Here is a 15,800-nt window from a genome sequence, read left to right as displayed (position 1 = left end):
AACGGATGCCATGCTGGCACCGGAAACGGACCGGTTCACCGGCCGTTCATCGAGTTCACGCAGTGTTCAGAAAGGCGTCTCGCGCCTGACGACCGAACGGGGGCAGTACGACCTGTCCGACCCGTGTCACTCCGGGGCTCAGGCCCGCGTCACTCCGAGGTACGGACCGCGTCACTCCGACGTGCAGACCCCCGTCGCGACGCGCGTCGTGCCGGCGTTCGTGAGCACGGGCTGCAGTTCGGCGAGGGTGAGCGCGTAGCCGGTGTCGGCATCCGTCGTCGAACGCGCGAACACCATGCCGACGACCTCGCCGGAGTCATCGAACAGCGGACCGCCGGAGTTGCCGGGCCGCACGACGGCCCGCAGCGAGTACACGTCGCGCACGACCGCGTTGCGCTGGTAGATGTCGGTTCCGGCGGCCTCGAGCTCGGCGCGCACACGTGCGGATCCCAGCGTGTACGGGCCGCCGCCCGGGTAGCCGGCGACGACGGCGGGGGCGCCGGCCACGAGCGACGAGCCCTGGCGCAGCACGGGGGCCTGCAGGTCGGGAACCCGCAGCACGGCCACGTCGCGCTGCGAGTCGAAGGCGACGACCGTGGCGTCGTAGATGCGGTCATCCTGCCCGATGACCTGCACGGAGGATGCCCCGGCCACGACGTGCGCGTTGGTCACGACGACCCCGTGTGCCTCGACCCACCCGCTGCCGCTCGACTCCATCGAACAGCTCGCCTGGATGGCCTCGACCTTCACGACGCTCGCCGATTCGGCTGTGACGGCGGCCGGAATGGTGGCGTCGGGCGCCGCGGTCTGCGGAATGGTCTCGGTGCCGGAGAACACCTCGGGCAACCCGGCCGACCCGAGCGCTTCATCGAGTGCGCCGAGCGCGGTCGCTGGCGACATCGGGGCGATGTCGTCGAGCACGGTGACGATGCGAGAGGCGGATGCCATCTCCGACGCCGGATAGATCGACGACGACTGCACGAACCCGGCCACGAGCCAGACGACGGCCGCCCACGCCACGAGACCGACGACGGCACCACCTGCTGCATCGATGCCGTTCAGCGCCTTGCGGCGGTCGACGCGGTTGCGCAGTGAGGTCGCCAATCCTGTCGCGACGCCGTAGAGAACCGCCCCGCACACCAGCACGACCGCCGCGGCGACAACGGTGCGGGCGATGAGGCTGCCGTGCGCGTTGGGAAACAGCAGATCGACGATGGCGGGGGCGAGCAGAAGCCCGATCCACAGGCCGACGATGAGCCCGACCATGGAGAGCGCGGTGACCAGGGCGCCACGATGCCAGCCCACGGCGATCGCCGCCACCGCGGCAAGCGCGAGCACGATGTCGACGGCGAGCTCCACCCGACTACTTTCGCCGGTATAGCTGTGCGGGTGCTGGGGTGGGGCTGCGTTCTCGGTAGCCTTTGCGGGGTCGCGACGCGCGTGGTGGCCGACGGCCGGGACGAGAGGATGCCGCATGCCTTCGGAGATCGAGACACCGCAGTTCCGCAGCGATGTGCGTGCAGAACTGATCAGGGGCCAGGCGCAGGACTCCGACGTCATCTGGGCGGCGCGAGTGTCGACATCCGGCGAGAAGTCGTTGGACGCGCTCGACGCCGACGCCGCGCGATCGGAGGGATTGATCCGATACCTCATGCGCGACCGGCACGGCACGCCGTTCGAGCACAACTCGATGACGTTCTACGTGCAGGCGCCGATCTTCGTGTTCCGCGAGTTTCAGCGACACCGCATCGGCTGGTCGTACAACGAGGAATCGGGTCGATATCGCGAGCTCGCGCCCGTCTTCTACGTTCCTGACGAGAGCCGACCACTCGTCCAGGTCGGCAAGACGGGCCACTACATCTTCGAGCCGGGCACCGTCGAGCAGCACGAGGTCGTTGCACGAGCGACCCGGCGCGCGGTGAGCGCCGCCTACGAGGCTTACCGGGAGATGCTGGATGTCGGCATCGCTCGCGAGGTCGCGCGGGGTGTGCTCCCTGTCGCCACGTACTCCTCGATGTACGCGACCTGCAATGCTCGCTCGCTCATGTCGTTCCTCTCACTGCGCGTGCAGAGCGCCGACGCACGATTTCCCAGCTCGCCGCAGCGCGAGATCCAGCTGGTCGCCGAGCAGATGGAGGCGCAGTTCGCTCGCCTGATGCCCATCACGCACAAGGCGTTCATCGACGCCGGGCGGGTCGCGCCGTAGGCAGGACCGGCTCTCACGCGTCACCCCCTCGCCCCAGCCACAGCCGAGATCGAGAACCGAAGGCTCTTCGTGGCCGGCCGAGGGTATGCCTGTTGCCGCCGCGACCACCTTGTGGGCGAAAATGCCTCTTCGCGCACCCATAGCGGCCGGTTCCTCCCGCCATTTCGGCGGTCTGGAGCGGCACGGCCATCAGCCGAGGTGCCGCAACTTCGCCATCAGGTCGCTCATCGACACCGTCGGCCCCGTGCACACCGCGATCGGCTGGCCCTGCTCCTCGTTGTCCATGCCGACCTCGTCGTCGAGGTGGCCGGAGACGACGCAGTGCTGGAAGAACAGTTCCGCCCGCGGGTACTCCGCACCGACGAAGACGACGGTCTTCGTCGACCGCGGCGGAGGCGGCAGCGTGCCCAACGCGTTGTGACCGCTGTACACACCGGGCGATCCGGCGGGCAGATAGCGGTCGAGGGCGCCGGCCTCGCCGTAGTTCGTCGCGATGATCACGGTGTCGCCGCCTGAGGCGACCTGGTGAACGACATCATCGACCTCTTCAACGTATTGCGGCCATCCGACCTGGTCGCGGATCGCCTGATCGATGGCGCCGATCGGCGTGTTCGCCTCGACCCGCACGGGCAGAATCGGCAACGACAGCAGGATGCCGCCTGCCGAGCTCACGACCACGCCCACGATGACGAGGGCGAGCCGCCACCTGCGTCGACGTGCCCACTCGGCCGTGGGAACGCATCCGATCGCGTAGACCGTCGCGAGCAGACCGTAGCCGTAGTAGACCTGCGACCCGGCGAGGAAGACGAGCGCGACGACCACGACGAAGGCGATCGGAATCCAGCGCAACGAACGCCAGGCACGGCGACGGAACAGGGCGACGATGCCGGCGACCCAGATCGGCACGAGGAACGGACCGAGCTCGATCAGAAGGAACGGAACGAGCAGCGGCCGCACGTCCCCGCTCTTCTCCGCCGCGAGCGCAGCACCCATCTGCAGCTGGGGCCACCCGTTCACGACCTGATAGACGAGGTTGGGCGCGCCGATCACGAGCGCGACCCCGATGCCGGCGTACGGCCACCACGATGCCAGCGCCGTGCGCGGCCCTACCGCGAGCAGACCGACGGCGACGCCGATCAGCAGCATGGCGATCAGCAGCTTGTTGTACATGCTCAGACCCACGACGAGGCCTGCGATCATCCACCACCACGGCTGGGCGCGAGTGAACACCCTGATCACGAACAGCATCACCGCGGGCCACACGATGAGGTCGAGGGATGCCGTGAACAACGAATGCCCCATGATCAGGGTCACGGCGCCGAATGCGTATCCCCACGCGGCCAGACCCTGGGCCAGTCCCCCGCCGCCCACTTCACGTGCGATCAGCGCGACGACCCCGACGGATGCCACGGCGAACAGAATGGCTGGCACGTGCAGCGACCAGGGCTGGTCGCCGAAGATCGCTGTGGCGTGAGCGATCAGCGGTGTGAGCGGCGGCTGGTCCGTGTATCCCCACGCCGGCGGCAGGATGCGGAAGTACAGCTCGTCGCGATGGTAGCCGTACGCGTTGGAGGTGGCGCCGAGCAGAAGCAGCAGGGCGCCCATCGCGGTGAAGACGGGCAGCCAGGCGAACCGCGGCACGACGCGTTCGCTTTCGGAGATGGGTGGTGCGACGAGCGTCGCTGACATGCGATCAGAGTAGCGAGCGCCGGGGACGCCCATGCCGCGCAGGCCCTGCGCCGTGTCCTCCGATCGGATGACAGGCACTCCGACCTGTCGTCGGTGCCGCGGCGGGGCGGGAATGACGAGCCTGGGATCAGGCATCCGAACGGGTGCTGTTCTTCGGGAGGAAACCTCATGTCACTCGCATCGTCAGGCACCGGATCGGCCGGCTCCGGGCGCGCGCCGGCGGGGCGCGGCTCGTCGGCCGGCCTCGGCACGACGGGCAACGTCACGGCGCTCGTCGGTCTGATCATCGCGGTGTCGATGACCACCATCGACCAGACCATCGTCGCGCTGTCTGCGCCGACCATCGAGGCCGACCTGCACTTCAGCCACGACGCGATGCAGTGGGCCGTCAACGCGTATCTGATCGCGACCGCCGCCGTGTTCCTGCTCGGAGGACGTCTCGCCGACGTCGTCGGCCACAAGCGCATGGCGCTGATCGGCATCGCAGCTTTCGGCGCCACCTCGCTGCTCTGCGGGCTCGCACCCGAGGGCGACCTGGCCGCTCCGTGGCTGATCACGGCGCGGGTGCTGCAGGGCGCGGCGGGCGCGCTGATGTTCCCTGCAGCGATCGGCCTCGTTGTGCAGGGCTTCTCGCGCGAGTCGCGCGGTCGGGCGATGGCGATCTTCTTCGCCATCACCGGCGCGATGACGGCCGTCGGCCCGATCGCGGGCGGCTACCTGAGCGTGTGGACATGGCGCGCCATCTTCTGGGTCAACGTTCCGCTGGCGATCGCCGCGTTCGTGATCGTGGCGATCGCGGCTGAGCGCCGCAAGGCATCCGGCTCCACCCCGAAGCGCGAACGCATCGATCTCGTCGGCGCGCTGATCGCGGCCGCGGGACTCGCCGGCATCGTGTTCGGTCTGCAGCAGGCCGCGCCATGGGGTTGGACGAACCCGGCGGTGCTCGGCTCGATCGGCGGCGGCATCCTGCTTCTCGTGCTCTTCGGGTTCGTCGAGTCGCGCACCGCACAGCCTCTCGTCAAGCTGCAGGTGTTCCGCGACCGCGGGTTCACGCTCGCCACACTCGCCACACTCTTCGCCTCGATCGCGTTCCTCAGCACCTTCTTCTTCCTCAGCGTGTACGGCCAGGTGTCGCTGGAGCTCTCCGCGCTCTCGACCGGGTTGCTGTTCCTCAAGTTCTTCATCGGCTTCGTCGTGGCCTCGCGTCTCGGCTCCGTGCGCTTCGACCGCAGCGGCGCGAAGGGCGTGCTCGTGCTCGGCGGACTCGCCGGCGCTGCGGGCTTCGCCTGGCTCGCGTACTCGGTGACGAGCATCCCGTCGGGCCCCGGTGCCTTCTTCAACGCGCAGACCTGGCCCATCCTGCTGGCCGGGCTCGGCATCGGCTACATGTTCAGCGCCGCGAGCACGGATGCCGTCAACCGCGCCATCGGGGCCTCCTACGGCGAGGTGACCGCCATCTCGCAGACCATGCGCAACTTCGGCGGCGCACTCGGCATCGCGGTGCTCGGCACGGTCGTCACCGGCGTGCTCTCCGACAAGCTGACCGCCTCATTCGTGAAGCTCGGCGCCAGCGCACAGGATGCTGCCGACGCGGTCTCGCGCATCGGCGGAGCCGCGGCCGCCTCCACCTCACAGCACCTGTCTGCGCTGCCGGCCGCGGTGCGCGAGCAGTTCATCCAGGCGGTGCACCAGGGGTACGCGGAGTCGGTGGCGTGGGCGTTCGTCGGCATGGCCGTGGCGATGCTCGCGGTTGCGGTGCTCGGCGTGCTGTACCCGAAGGGTCAGGTGTCGGCGAAGTTCGATGAGCCCGACGCAGCCGAGAAGGGAACGAGCGCGGAGGGCTCCGCTGCTGACACCGGCACCGGCACGGACGCAGCTAGGGTCTAGTCGATGACCTCCGACGAGCACCGCGACACCGAGGAGCGCCCGCGAGACGCGGACTTCCGCGACTGGCTGATCTTCGTCGCGCTGGCCACGGTCGGCACGGTCGTGGTGGTGCTCGCCATCCCGTCGCCCACGATGGCGGGCGCTGCCGTCTCTGCCGCGCTCGTCGTCGTGCTGCAGATCGTGTACTGGATGCTCGCGCGGCCGAGCCGGGCGGGCATCCGGGACAACTCCTGGCAGGCGTGGACCTACCTCGCCGTCTCCGTCGTGCTCTTCACCGTCGCCGTCGTGTTGAACCCGTGGGCGTCGCTCGCACTCTTCGCGCTCTGCCCGGAGCTCTTCCTCATGTTCCGACCCACCGCGGCGGCGATCGCCGTCGTCGCGATCAACGCGGTGCCGCTCGTCTTCCGCATCGCACTGCAGTCGGTCTCGGTCCCCGAGGTGGTTCAGCTCATCGGAACGACCGTGTTCATCGTGGCGTTCTCGATCTTCTTCTCGAGCAGGATGACCGCGGTCACCGCGCAGAGCGAGGAGCGCAGGCGGCTCATCGATCAACTGCACGAGCGCGAGGCCGAGGTCGCTGCTCTCTCGGCGGAGCGCGGTGCCGGTGCAGAGAGGGCCCGCATCGCCCGGGAGATGCACGACACGCTCGCGCAGGGCTTCACCTCGATCATCACGCTCGGCCATGCACTCGAGAGCGAGCTCGACAGCGACCGGGATGCCGCGCGCCGCCACATCGCCCTCATCACCGAGACCGCGCAGGAGAACCTCACCGAGTCCAGGCGCATCATCGCGGCGCTCTCCCCCGCACGACTCGAGGATGCCTCGCTCGCCGAGGCCCTGCAGCGTCTCGTCGCGCAGTTCCAGGCCGAGACCGCCGCCGGTGCCGAGTTCGTGCTCGACGGCGCCGTGCTGCCGACGCCGGCCGGGGTCGAGGTCGTGCTGCTCCGCGTCGCGCAGGAGTGCCTCGCCAACGTGCGCAGGCACGCGGGCGCGCGGCACGTCGACGTGATGCTGAGCTATGCCGATGACGCCGTCGCGCTCTCCGTCATCGACGACGGGGTCGGGTTCGATCCTGACGTTGTGGAGCGCGCCGGGGCGGGCGGCGCGATGGGCGAACGGGCGGGCGGCGCGACGGCTTCAGCAGCCGGCGGGGCTGCGGGCAGCGCGTCCGGCGGCTACGGGTTGCGCGGAATGCGCGCGCGGGTGGACGAAGCCGGCGGAACGCTCGCGGTGGCGTCGCGCGCGGGCGGGGGCACGAGCATCCGCGCCGTACTGCCGCTGCCGAGTGCCGCAGAGGAGGAGACGCCGTGATCCGCATCGTGCTCGTCGACGACCACCCGATCGTGCGTGAGGGCATTCGTGCCATGCTCACGGCGTTCGACGACATCGAGATCGTGGGGCAGGCATCCGCCGGCCCCGAGGCCGTCGAGCTGGCGGCGGCGCTGCGTCCCGACCTGGTGCTGATGGACCTGAGGATGCCCGGCGGCGACGGTGTCGACGCCACCCGCGCCATCACGGCGGCGCGCACCTCCCGTGTGGTCGTGCTCACGACGTACGAGACCGACCGAGACATTCTGCGGGCGATCGAGGCCGGGGCATCCGGATACCTGTTGAAGGACATCGAGCCGGATGCCCTCGCCCGATCCGTGCGCGCCGCCGCCCGCGGCGAGACGGTGCTCACGCCCTCGGCGCAGACGGCTCTGATCGACAGCATGCAACGCCGCACGGATGCCCGCCCGTCGCTGTCGCCCCAGGAGATCAACGTGCTGCGGCTCGCCGCAGAGGGGCGCACGAACGCGGCGATCGGCGCCGAGCTCTTCGTGAGCGAGACGACCGTGAAGACCTATCTGAGTCGTGCCTACGAGAAGCTCGGCGTCACCGACCGCACCTCGGCGGTGCGCAAGGCGATCGAGCTCGGCGTGATCAGCTGACAGTCCCGGCGGGCTCGGCCCGCGGACCTGCGCGCTGCAGGATATGCGGAGAGCCGCGTCGGATACGTCCGCGGCCGCACGCATGTCCTGCGCGGTCGTTCGTGGATGACTGTACGGCGTCAGAGCAGCTCGAGTTCGGGGACGCCGGGCGGCGCGAATCCGAGCACGGCGCCGTAGAAACCGAGTTCGCGCTCGAGCGCGTCGACCTTGGTCTCGACGCGCCGGAAGCCGTGCGACTCCCCTTCGTAGAACCGGTACGCGTAGCGCACGCCGCGCGACTTCAACCCCTCGATGAAGCGCTCCGCCTGTGACGGCGGAACGATCGGGTCGTCGAGTCCCTGCAGCAGAAGCACCGGGGTGGCGAGTTCGTCGATGTGGTTGATCGGCGCTCGCGACTCGTACAGCTCGGCGGCATCCGGCAACGGCCCGATGAGGCCGTCGACGTAGCGCGACTCGAAATCGTGCGTCTCCTTGACGAACTCCGTCAGCTCGGCGACGCCGAAATGGGATGCGCCGGCCGCGAAGGCGTCCGACGTCGTGAGTGCGGCGAGCACGGTCCACCCGCCTGCGGAACCGCCTCGGATCAGCAGGCGATGCGCATCGGCGATGCCGGCATCCGCGATCCCGCGCACCGCCGTGATCGTGTCCTCGACGTCGACGACGCCCCACTGGCCGCGCAGCCGTTCGCGATACTCGCGTCCGTAGCCGGTCGAACCGCCGTAGTTCACGTCGATGACGCCGATGCCGCGGCTCGTCCAGTAAGCGATCGCAAGGCTCAGTTGCGGAGACGTGTGCGCGGTCGGACCGCCGTGCACCATGGCGACAAACGGCGGCAGCTCACCCTCGGGCGCGACGAAGTCCTTGTTCTTCGGGCGGTACACGACCGCGTGCACCTCGCGCTGCGGCCCCTGAAACGTCATCACCTCGGCGTCGGGAAGGTAGCCATCGTCCAACGATGCGCCACCGATGACCCGCACATCGTCGATCGGTCCGTCCGGGTGCAGCACGCGGATGCCGCGGCCCACCCGCGCGCTCCCCGACACCACCAGAAGCGCCCCGTTCCGCTCCCCGCCGAGCCCGATCTCGTCGAACGGCGTCGTCAGTTCCTCGATGGATGCCTCGCCCGCTGCACCGAGCCCGCCGGGCGCGCCGGAACCACCGGGTGTGCCGGAACCACTGGCCGCCCCTGCCCCATCCACGCCGGAACCGCCCGGAGCTCCCACGATTCGCAGCAGCCTGTCGGTACCAAGGGTCGCCACCGCGACGAGGGTCCCGTCCGGCTCGATGAGATACGGTCGTCCACCGCTCAGGCTCCAGAGCGGTCCGCTGAGATCGCGCTCGAGGCTCGTGACCGCGACCGGGTCACCGCCGGATGCGCCGACGGTGGCGTCCAGTCGGTAGATGTTCCACCACCCGCTCCGATCGCTCACCGCGTAGAGCGTGTCGTCGTCGATCCACTCCGGCTGCTGCACCGCCTCCGTCGGGCCGCCGAGCACGGTGCGCCACGATGTCACCCGGCCGTCGTCGCCGACCTCTCCGACGCGCAGCTCCGTGCCGTCCCACGGCATGTTCGGGTGGTCCCATGCGATCCACGCGAGTCGCCTGCCGTTCGGCGAGAACGTCGGCTGAGCGAAGAACCACGAGCCCGCGGCGACCGAGACCATGCGCGACGCATCCGCGGCGGCGGAGCCGTCGAGGGGCACCAGCACGACATCCCGGCTCAGGTCGCTGGGGCCGTCGCCGTGATGCGTCTCGCGGATCGCGAGAACCGCGTCGGCGCGCACGGGGCGACCGTCGGCATCCGTGCCGAGAAGCGCGTCGCGGCGAATGGCGATGCCACCGAAACGGAAGCCGCGGCCTTCGGGGGTGAGCGGGGTGGGTGTGCCGGATGCGGGCATCCTGTAGAGCCGCTGGTCGGTGAACTCGGTGAAGACGAGGTCGCCGTCGATCTGCGCCCACGAGCCGCCGCCGTATTCGTGCACGCGACTGCGGGCGTTCCACGGGGCCGGCAGCACATCGGCCGGTTCGCCGTCGGCCCCACGCCGGCGCACGGCCATCCGCCCCTGCTCGGCGGGCACGAGCTCGAGCCACCACACCTCGTCGCCCACGAACGCGGGCTCTGCGACGACACCGCCGGTCTGCGCGGTGTCGAGGGCTGTGATCGGGGATGTCCACTCGCCGTACGGCGCGACGCGCGGCTTCGCGGACTGCGCGGCAGACGACGCTGCGGGGTGGGCTGCGGCTTCGGTCATCCGTTCAGGTTATGCCGCGCACGGCGCTCGCCTCTGCCTCTGCTCCGACGGATCGGAGCGGAGCAGACGACGCGCGTGTTGATCGTCGTCGCGGCGATCACGGCGGCATTCGGCCGCTGGATGCCGGGCCGATCGTCCGACGATGGGCCGACGACGGCCCGGCGGAGGACGAAGTCGCGCCCCCGGCACGCGAAATGGGCACGCTCGGCGCGAGAAAGGCGCACTCTCGGCGAGAGAAAGGGGCACCATCGGCGACGGGAAGGGACACTCTCGGCGGCACCGGACGAGTCGTCGGACAAAATGCCCGGAGTCGATACCTATTCGGTACCGAATTACCCGCACCCCCGCAGTGAGGCTTGCAAGAATGTCTGAAATCGTCGGATGGTCACGAAAGTCGCAGGTGATATCGCACTCCGTGCGCTCCCCGTAACCTCGGCTTTCCGACGTGACACGACGATGTGTTTCGAAGGAGAACAATGACGACCCTGGCGAGTGAGGGCGCTGCCCTACCCGACACATCCACCGGGAGCGATCGACCGGCCATCGCGATCCGGCACGTGACCAAGCGATTCGGCGACTCGACCGCTGTCGACGACATCGACCTGCAACTCGCCCAGGGCGAGTTCTTCGCCTTGCTGGGCCCGTCCGGCTGCGGCAAAACGACCACCCTGCGCATGGTCGGCGGATTCGAGTTGCCCAGCATGGGCACCATCGAACTCGACGGCCGCGACGTGACAATGCTGCCGCCGTACAAGCGCGACGTGAACACGGTGTTCCAGTCGTACGCGCTCTTCCCGCACATGACCGTCGCCGACAACGTCGCTTACGGGCTCAAGCGCAAGGGCGTGGCATCCGCCGACATCGCCAAGCGCGGTGAGCGGATGCTCGAACTCGTCGGCCTCGCCGGTTTCGGCAAGCGCCGCCCCCACCAGCTCTCCGGCGGCCAGCAGCAGCGCGTCGCGCTGGCACGCGCTCTCGTCAACGAGCCCAAGGTGCTGCTGCTCGACGAGCCGATGGGTGCGCTCGACGCCAAGATCCGCAAGTCGATGCAGCTCGAGCTCAAGCGCATCCAGCAGGAGGTCGGCATCACGTTCCTCTACGTCACGCACGACCAGAACGAGGCCATGTCGATGGCCGACCGACTGGCGGTGATGAACGGCGGTCGCATCGAAGACATGGGGACCCCTCAGCGTGTCTACGACAGACCCGCGACGCAGTTCGTCGCCGAGTTCCTCGGTTCCTGCAACATCCTTCCTGCGGAGTACGACAAGCGCGGCGGCCTGCGCCTGCCCGACGGCACGCCCGTGGTCGTGGCGAGCGACGACGACTTCCACGCCATCGCCGCGACGGATGCCCGTGTCGGCCTTCGTCCCGAGAAGCTCGTGGTGACACGAAGCCCCGCGACGCCCGGCACGTCCAACACCGTCGGCGGCACCGTGCGCACCGCCACCTATCTCGGGGCGAGCAGCGAGTACGAGATCGACACCGCCTGGGGCGTGCTCAAGGCGTTCGCCCAGAACCTGTCGGACGACGCGCGTGCGCGAACCGGCGAGCAGGTCACCGTCTCGTGGACCGCCGAGCACGGCTTCCTCTTGCCCTCGGCAGCGGATTCGCGTGGCGAGGCCGCTCCCGTGACGTCGAACGTCGGCACGGTCGGCTGATGAACGACATCGATCCCGCCCTGCTCAGGGGCCTGACTCAGCGTCGCATCTCTCGTCGAACACTGCTCCGCGGCGCCCTTCTCGGCGTCGGCGGCGCCGCGATCGCAGCCGGTCTCGCCGGCTGCTCCATCCCCGGCTCCGCAGAAGGCGCGGCGGTTCAGAAGATCGACTGGAAGGCGTTCTGGGCGAAGCAGAAGCCGACGAAGCATCTCAACTTCGCCAACTGGCCGCTGTACATCGACCAGGAGAAGGGCAAGTACCCGTCTCTGGAGGCCTTCACCAAGGCGACCGGAATCGCGGTCAACTACCAGCAGGTCATCCAGAACAACGCCCCCTTCTATGCAACCGTTGCGCCGCAGCTGCGCGCCCACCAGGACATCGGCTACGACATCGTGGTCATGACCAACGGCTGGGAGCTGACCGAGATGATCAGCAACGGTTTCGTCATGCAGCTGGACCACTCCCGGTTGCCCAACTTCGCGAAGAACGCGGCCGCCAACGTGAAGAACCCGCCGTACGACCCGAACAACAAGCATTCGGTCGTGTGGCAGACCGGGTTCACCGGGTTGGCATACAACACCAAGCTCGCGCCCAAGAAGGTGACCAGCTTCAAAGACCTGCTCGACCCGGCGTTCAAGGGCCATGTCGGCATGATGAACGACAACACCGAGCTCGGTTCCGCCGGGCTGCTCGCCGTCGGCATCGAGCCGACGACGTCGACGCCTGCCGACTGGCGGAAGGCAGCTGCCTGGTTGAAGGAGGGCCGCCCCAACGTCTCCGGATACTACGACCAGAGCTACATCGACAAGCTGCAGAACGGCGACACCTGGATATCGCAGGCGTGGTCGGGCGACGTTTTCCAGGCGCAGGCCAACGGCGCCAAGCACCTCGAGTTCGTCATCCCGGCCGAAGGCCAGATGGTGTGGCACGACAACATGATGATTCCGATGCAGGCCGAGAACCCGCTCTCTGCTCTGTCGTGGATGAACTTCTACTACACGCCGGAGATCGCCGGCATGGTCGAGGACTGGGTGAACTATGTGTGCCCGGTGCCTTCGGCGAAGGAGTACATCCTGAAGGAGCTCGACGATCCGGACGTCGCCAACAGTCCGCTGGTCTTCCCGAGCCCCGCCGTCGACAAGGTGACGCACAACTTCCGCGTGTTCAAGGACTACGACGAATACGAGGAATGGAACTCCATCTTCAACCCGGTGATCCAGGGGTGACACAGGCATGACGACTCTCGCACCCGCCACCGAAGTCGGCGGAACGCCCGCCCCCGCACGCGGTATCAAGAACCGCATCAGACGCAACCCGGCGCCCTACCTGCTCGGCCTCGCCGGCGGCGCCTGGTTGCTCGTGCTCTTCGTGATCCCGCTCATCTCCGGGCTCGCCGTGTCGCTCATGACCGGCAACCCGGAGAACGGCTACACCCTCACGTGGAACTGGTCGGTCTATGCCCAGCTCTTCGGGCCCGATGCCACCACGAACTACTGGCTCTTCCTTGGTCGTGCCATCTTCTACGGCGCCCTGGCGACGATCGTCACGATCCTGGTCGGATTCCCGATGGCGTACTTCATCGCGTTCCGAGTTAAACCGCAGTGGAAGAACGCGCTCCTCCTCCTGGTGATGCTGAGCTTCCTGGTGTCGTTCGTGATCCGCACCGACATGTGGGCGTTCCTGCTGTCGGATCAGGGTCCCGTGCTGACCGTGCTGCGCACGCTGCACCTGGCGAGTTCCAGCTTCCACATTCTGGGAACGGATGCTGCCGTCATCGGCGGCCTGGCCTACAACGACCTCGCCTTCATGGTGCTGCCCATCTACGTGGCGTTGGAGCGCATCGATCCTCGTTTGATCGAGGCATCCGCGGATCTTTACGGACGCAAGAGCGCAACGTTCTTCCACACGGTGCTGCCGCTGACGCGGTCAGGTATCTTCGCCGGCATCCTGCTGGTGTTCATCGACAGCGCCGGTGACCCGGTGACCCCGTCGCTGCTGGGCGGCACCAACACGTACACGATCGGTCAGGCGATCCAAGATGCGTACCTCACGAATCAGCAGTACAACGTCGCGGCGGCACTGTCGACAGTGCTGATGATCGTGCTCGGCGTGATCTTGTTCCTCTACGCCCGAATCGCCGGAACCGACAACATCGAGGACCTCGTATGAGCGCCGTCACGACTCAGACCCCCGCAACGTCGCGAGCCCACGTCGCGGCGAACAAGGAGCCCAAGCAGCGCAAGCGGCCCTTCCTGCCGATCTTCTACTGGGTGTTCCTCGCCATCACGCTGCTGCCGATCGCCACCATGGTGCTCTACAGCTTCAACAACACCCCGACGAACCGCATCACCTTCAACTGGCACGGCTTCACGTTCTACTGGTACGCGAACCTCACCCAGGTGCAAGGTCTGCCGCAGGCGTTCCTGCTGTCGATCGTGATCGCCATACTCTCGGCACTGATCGCCCTCGCGCTCGGAGTCCCCCTGTCCATGGCGCTGGAACGGTACCGATTCTTCGGAAAAGGTGCGGTGTCGGCCACGGTGTTCGCCGACATCGCAGCACCCTCGATCGTGGTCGGCGCGGCGTCACTGTCGTTCTTCCTCTCCATGAACATCCCGCTCGGCTTCTGGACGGTCCTCCTCGTGCACGTCACCTTCAACCTGGCGTACGTTGTCGTGGTCATCCGAGCCCGTCTGTCCGGCACCGGAACACAGCTCGAGCAGGCAGCAGGCGACCTCGGAGCGAACCCGTGGGTGGCGTTCCGGTCCGTCACGCTGCCGCTGCTGGTGCCCGGCATGATCGCCGCCGGCGCTCTCTCGTTGGCGATGTCGATCGACGACTACGTCATCACCAGCTTCGTGGCCGGTCCCGCAGTGACATTCCCGCTGTTCGTCTACGGTGCGGCGAAGGTGGGGCTTCCGCCGCAGGTGCTGTGCTTCGGCACGATCATCTTCGTGGTCGGTCTCGTCGTCATGCTCCTGAACAGCTGGCTCACGCGACGCGGCCGCGCGAACGGCTGACGAACAGAGGTCACCGCATCGGCGCGCGGGAATGCCCGACGCGCCGATGCGGTTGACTGTGCGCGTGGATGAGAGCGGCGCCGAAGGGACACGACTGCAGAGGGTCGAGCACGAGTTCGAGGGTGACGCACGGGATGTCGAGACCGCCTTCGCGCACCCGTCGCCCGCGAGGTCCCCGCGTCTGCTCGTCTCTGTCGTGGCCGTCGTCGCGGCCGCCCTCGGCGGCGGACTGATCACGATTCAGGCCAGGATCAACGGCCAGCTGGCGCTCGAACTCGGCGACGGCTACACCGCAGCGCTCATCTCGTTCTTCGTGGGGCTGGTCGTCATCGCCGTGGTCTCGGCGGTGTCGGCGAAGGCGCGGCGGGGCATCCGCATGATCCCGGCCGCCGTGCGCAGCGGCGAGCTGCCGTGGTGGATGCTGCTCGGCGGCTTCGCGGGCGCGACCCTCGTGCTCTCGCAGGGCCTCGCCGTCACGCTGATCGGCGTCGCGCTCTTCACGGTCGCGATCGTCGCCGGCCAGACCATCGGCAGCTTGGTGATCGATGCGCGCGGCATGGGCAAGGTCCCGCCGAAGCCCGTCACGGCCACCCGCGTGATCGGCACGATCGTGGTGATCGGGTCTGTCGCGCTCTCCGTCTCGCCGCAGATCAACGCGCACGCACCATTCCTCGTGCTGCTCATGCCCCTGATCGCAGGGTGCCTCACCGGCTGGCAGCAGGCCGTCAACGGTCAGGTGCGCACCACCGTCGGCTCCCCCGTGACGGCCACACTGGTGAACTTCATCGCCGGAACGCTGCTGCTCGGCGTTGTCGCCATCGTGCACATCGCGCTGGCGGGGCCGCCGGCATCCTTGCCGACGAACCCAGCGCTCTACCTGGGCGGGGTGCTGGGCATGATCTTCATCATGGTCGCGGCCGTGATCGTGCCGTTGGTCGGCGTGCTGCTGCAGGGGCTCGCCGCCGTGACCGGACAGCTGGTCGCGGCGCTCGTCATCGAGGCGCTCTTCCCTGCCCCCGGCACGACGCTGCAGCTCGTCACCATCGCGGGCACGCTGCTCACCATCGTGGGGCTGGCGATCAGCGTCATCCCGAAGCGCGCCAAGGACGCGGCGCGCACCGACACGGCGAAGCCCGTCGCACCGATCGACTGAC

The 15,800-nt window shown here is 68.3% G+C and carries 12 protein-coding genes; 9 read left to right on the top strand and 3 right to left on the bottom strand.

The features are described from left to right. Positions 1 to 171 precede the first annotated feature (171 nt). Positions 172 to 1,359 (bottom strand): MarP family serine protease, encoded by a 1,188-nt coding sequence (locus FPZ11_RS15705; protein ID WP_146322027.1) that lies wholly within the window; start codon positions 1,357 to 1,359, stop codon positions 172 to 174. Positions 1,360 to 1,474: 115 nt separating this feature from the next. On the opposite strand from FPZ11_RS15705, the gene thyX reads away from it, so the two are divergent. Continuing rightward, positions 1,475 to 2,206: an FAD-dependent thymidylate synthase gene (gene thyX, locus FPZ11_RS15700; protein ID WP_146322026.1), complete on the top strand. Its 732-nt coding sequence runs from the start codon at positions 1,475 to 1,477 to the stop codon at positions 2,204 to 2,206. A gap of 189 nt (positions 2,207 to 2,395) precedes the next feature. Here the strand turns inward: thyX and FPZ11_RS15695 are convergent, their stop codons facing one another. Then, the gene (locus tag FPZ11_RS15695; protein WP_146322025.1) at positions 2,396 to 3,895 is read right to left on the bottom strand and encodes a glycosyltransferase family 39 protein; all 1,500 of its coding nucleotides are present in this window, start codon (positions 3,893 to 3,895) and stop codon (positions 2,396 to 2,398) included. A gap of 168 nt (positions 3,896 to 4,063) precedes the next feature. Here FPZ11_RS15695 and FPZ11_RS15690 point away from each other — a divergent pair, with 168 nt between their 5' ends. Genes FPZ11_RS15690 through FPZ11_RS15680 form a run of 3 tightly spaced genes read left to right on the top strand, consistent with a single transcriptional unit; the run spans position 4,064 to position 7,713 of the window. Next, positions 4,064 to 5,782 (top strand): MFS transporter, encoded by a 1,719-nt coding sequence (locus tag FPZ11_RS15690; protein ID WP_146322024.1) that lies wholly within the window; start codon positions 4,064 to 4,066, stop codon positions 5,780 to 5,782. A 3-nt stretch (positions 5,783 to 5,785) separates the two neighbouring features. Further along, entirely contained in the window at positions 5,786 to 7,093 is a 1,308-nt protein-coding gene (locus FPZ11_RS15685; protein ID WP_146322023.1) for a sensor histidine kinase, read from the top strand. Beyond that, a complete protein-coding gene (locus FPZ11_RS15680) occupies positions 7,090 to 7,713 on the top strand; it encodes a response regulator (RefSeq protein WP_146322022.1) in 624 nt (207 codons plus the stop codon). The genes FPZ11_RS15685 and FPZ11_RS15680 overlap by 4 nt, the downstream gene beginning before the upstream one ends. A gap of 119 nt (positions 7,714 to 7,832) precedes the next feature. On the opposite strand, the gene FPZ11_RS15675 is transcribed toward FPZ11_RS15680, so the two are convergent. Continuing rightward, positions 7,833 to 9,965 (bottom strand): S9 family peptidase, encoded by a 2,133-nt coding sequence (locus FPZ11_RS15675; RefSeq protein WP_146322021.1) that lies wholly within the window; start codon positions 9,963 to 9,965, stop codon positions 7,833 to 7,835. Between the two features lie 476 nt (positions 9,966 to 10,441). On the opposite strand from FPZ11_RS15675, the gene FPZ11_RS15670 reads away from it, so the two are divergent. From FPZ11_RS15670 to FPZ11_RS15650, 5 genes are all read left to right on the top strand, one after another. After that, complete coding sequence (locus tag FPZ11_RS15670) at positions 10,442 to 11,626, top strand: ABC transporter ATP-binding protein (protein WP_146322020.1); 1,185 nt, start codon at positions 10,442 to 10,444, stop codon at positions 11,624 to 11,626. Continuing rightward, on the top strand, positions 11,626 to 12,852 hold the full coding sequence (locus FPZ11_RS15665; protein WP_146322019.1) for a polyamine ABC transporter substrate-binding protein: 1,227 nt from the start codon (positions 11,626 to 11,628) through the stop codon (positions 12,850 to 12,852). Before FPZ11_RS15670 ends, FPZ11_RS15665 begins: the two co-directional genes overlap by 1 nt. Positions 12,853 to 12,859: 7 nt before the next feature. Then, on the top strand, positions 12,860 to 13,795 hold the full coding sequence (locus FPZ11_RS15660; protein WP_146322018.1) for an ABC transporter permease: 936 nt from the start codon (positions 12,860 to 12,862) through the stop codon (positions 13,793 to 13,795). Continuing rightward, on the top strand, positions 13,792 to 14,646 hold the full coding sequence (locus tag FPZ11_RS15655; RefSeq protein WP_146322017.1) for an ABC transporter permease: 855 nt from the start codon (positions 13,792 to 13,794) through the stop codon (positions 14,644 to 14,646). Before FPZ11_RS15660 ends, FPZ11_RS15655 begins: the two co-directional genes overlap by 4 nt. Positions 14,647 to 14,710: 64 nt before the next feature. Then, complete coding sequence (locus FPZ11_RS15650; protein WP_246846301.1) at positions 14,711 to 15,799, top strand: DMT family transporter; 1,089 nt, start codon at positions 14,711 to 14,713, stop codon at positions 15,797 to 15,799. Position 15,800: the final 1 nt, after the last annotated feature.

Origin of the sequence: Humibacter ginsenosidimutans, assembly GCF_007859675.1 — a bacterium.
Taxonomy (GTDB): Bacteria; Actinomycetota; Actinomycetes; order Actinomycetales; family Microbacteriaceae; genus Humibacter; species Humibacter ginsenosidimutans.
Note: the sequence above shows the minus strand (reverse complement) of the source record. Positions and strands in the feature narration are given on the sequence as shown.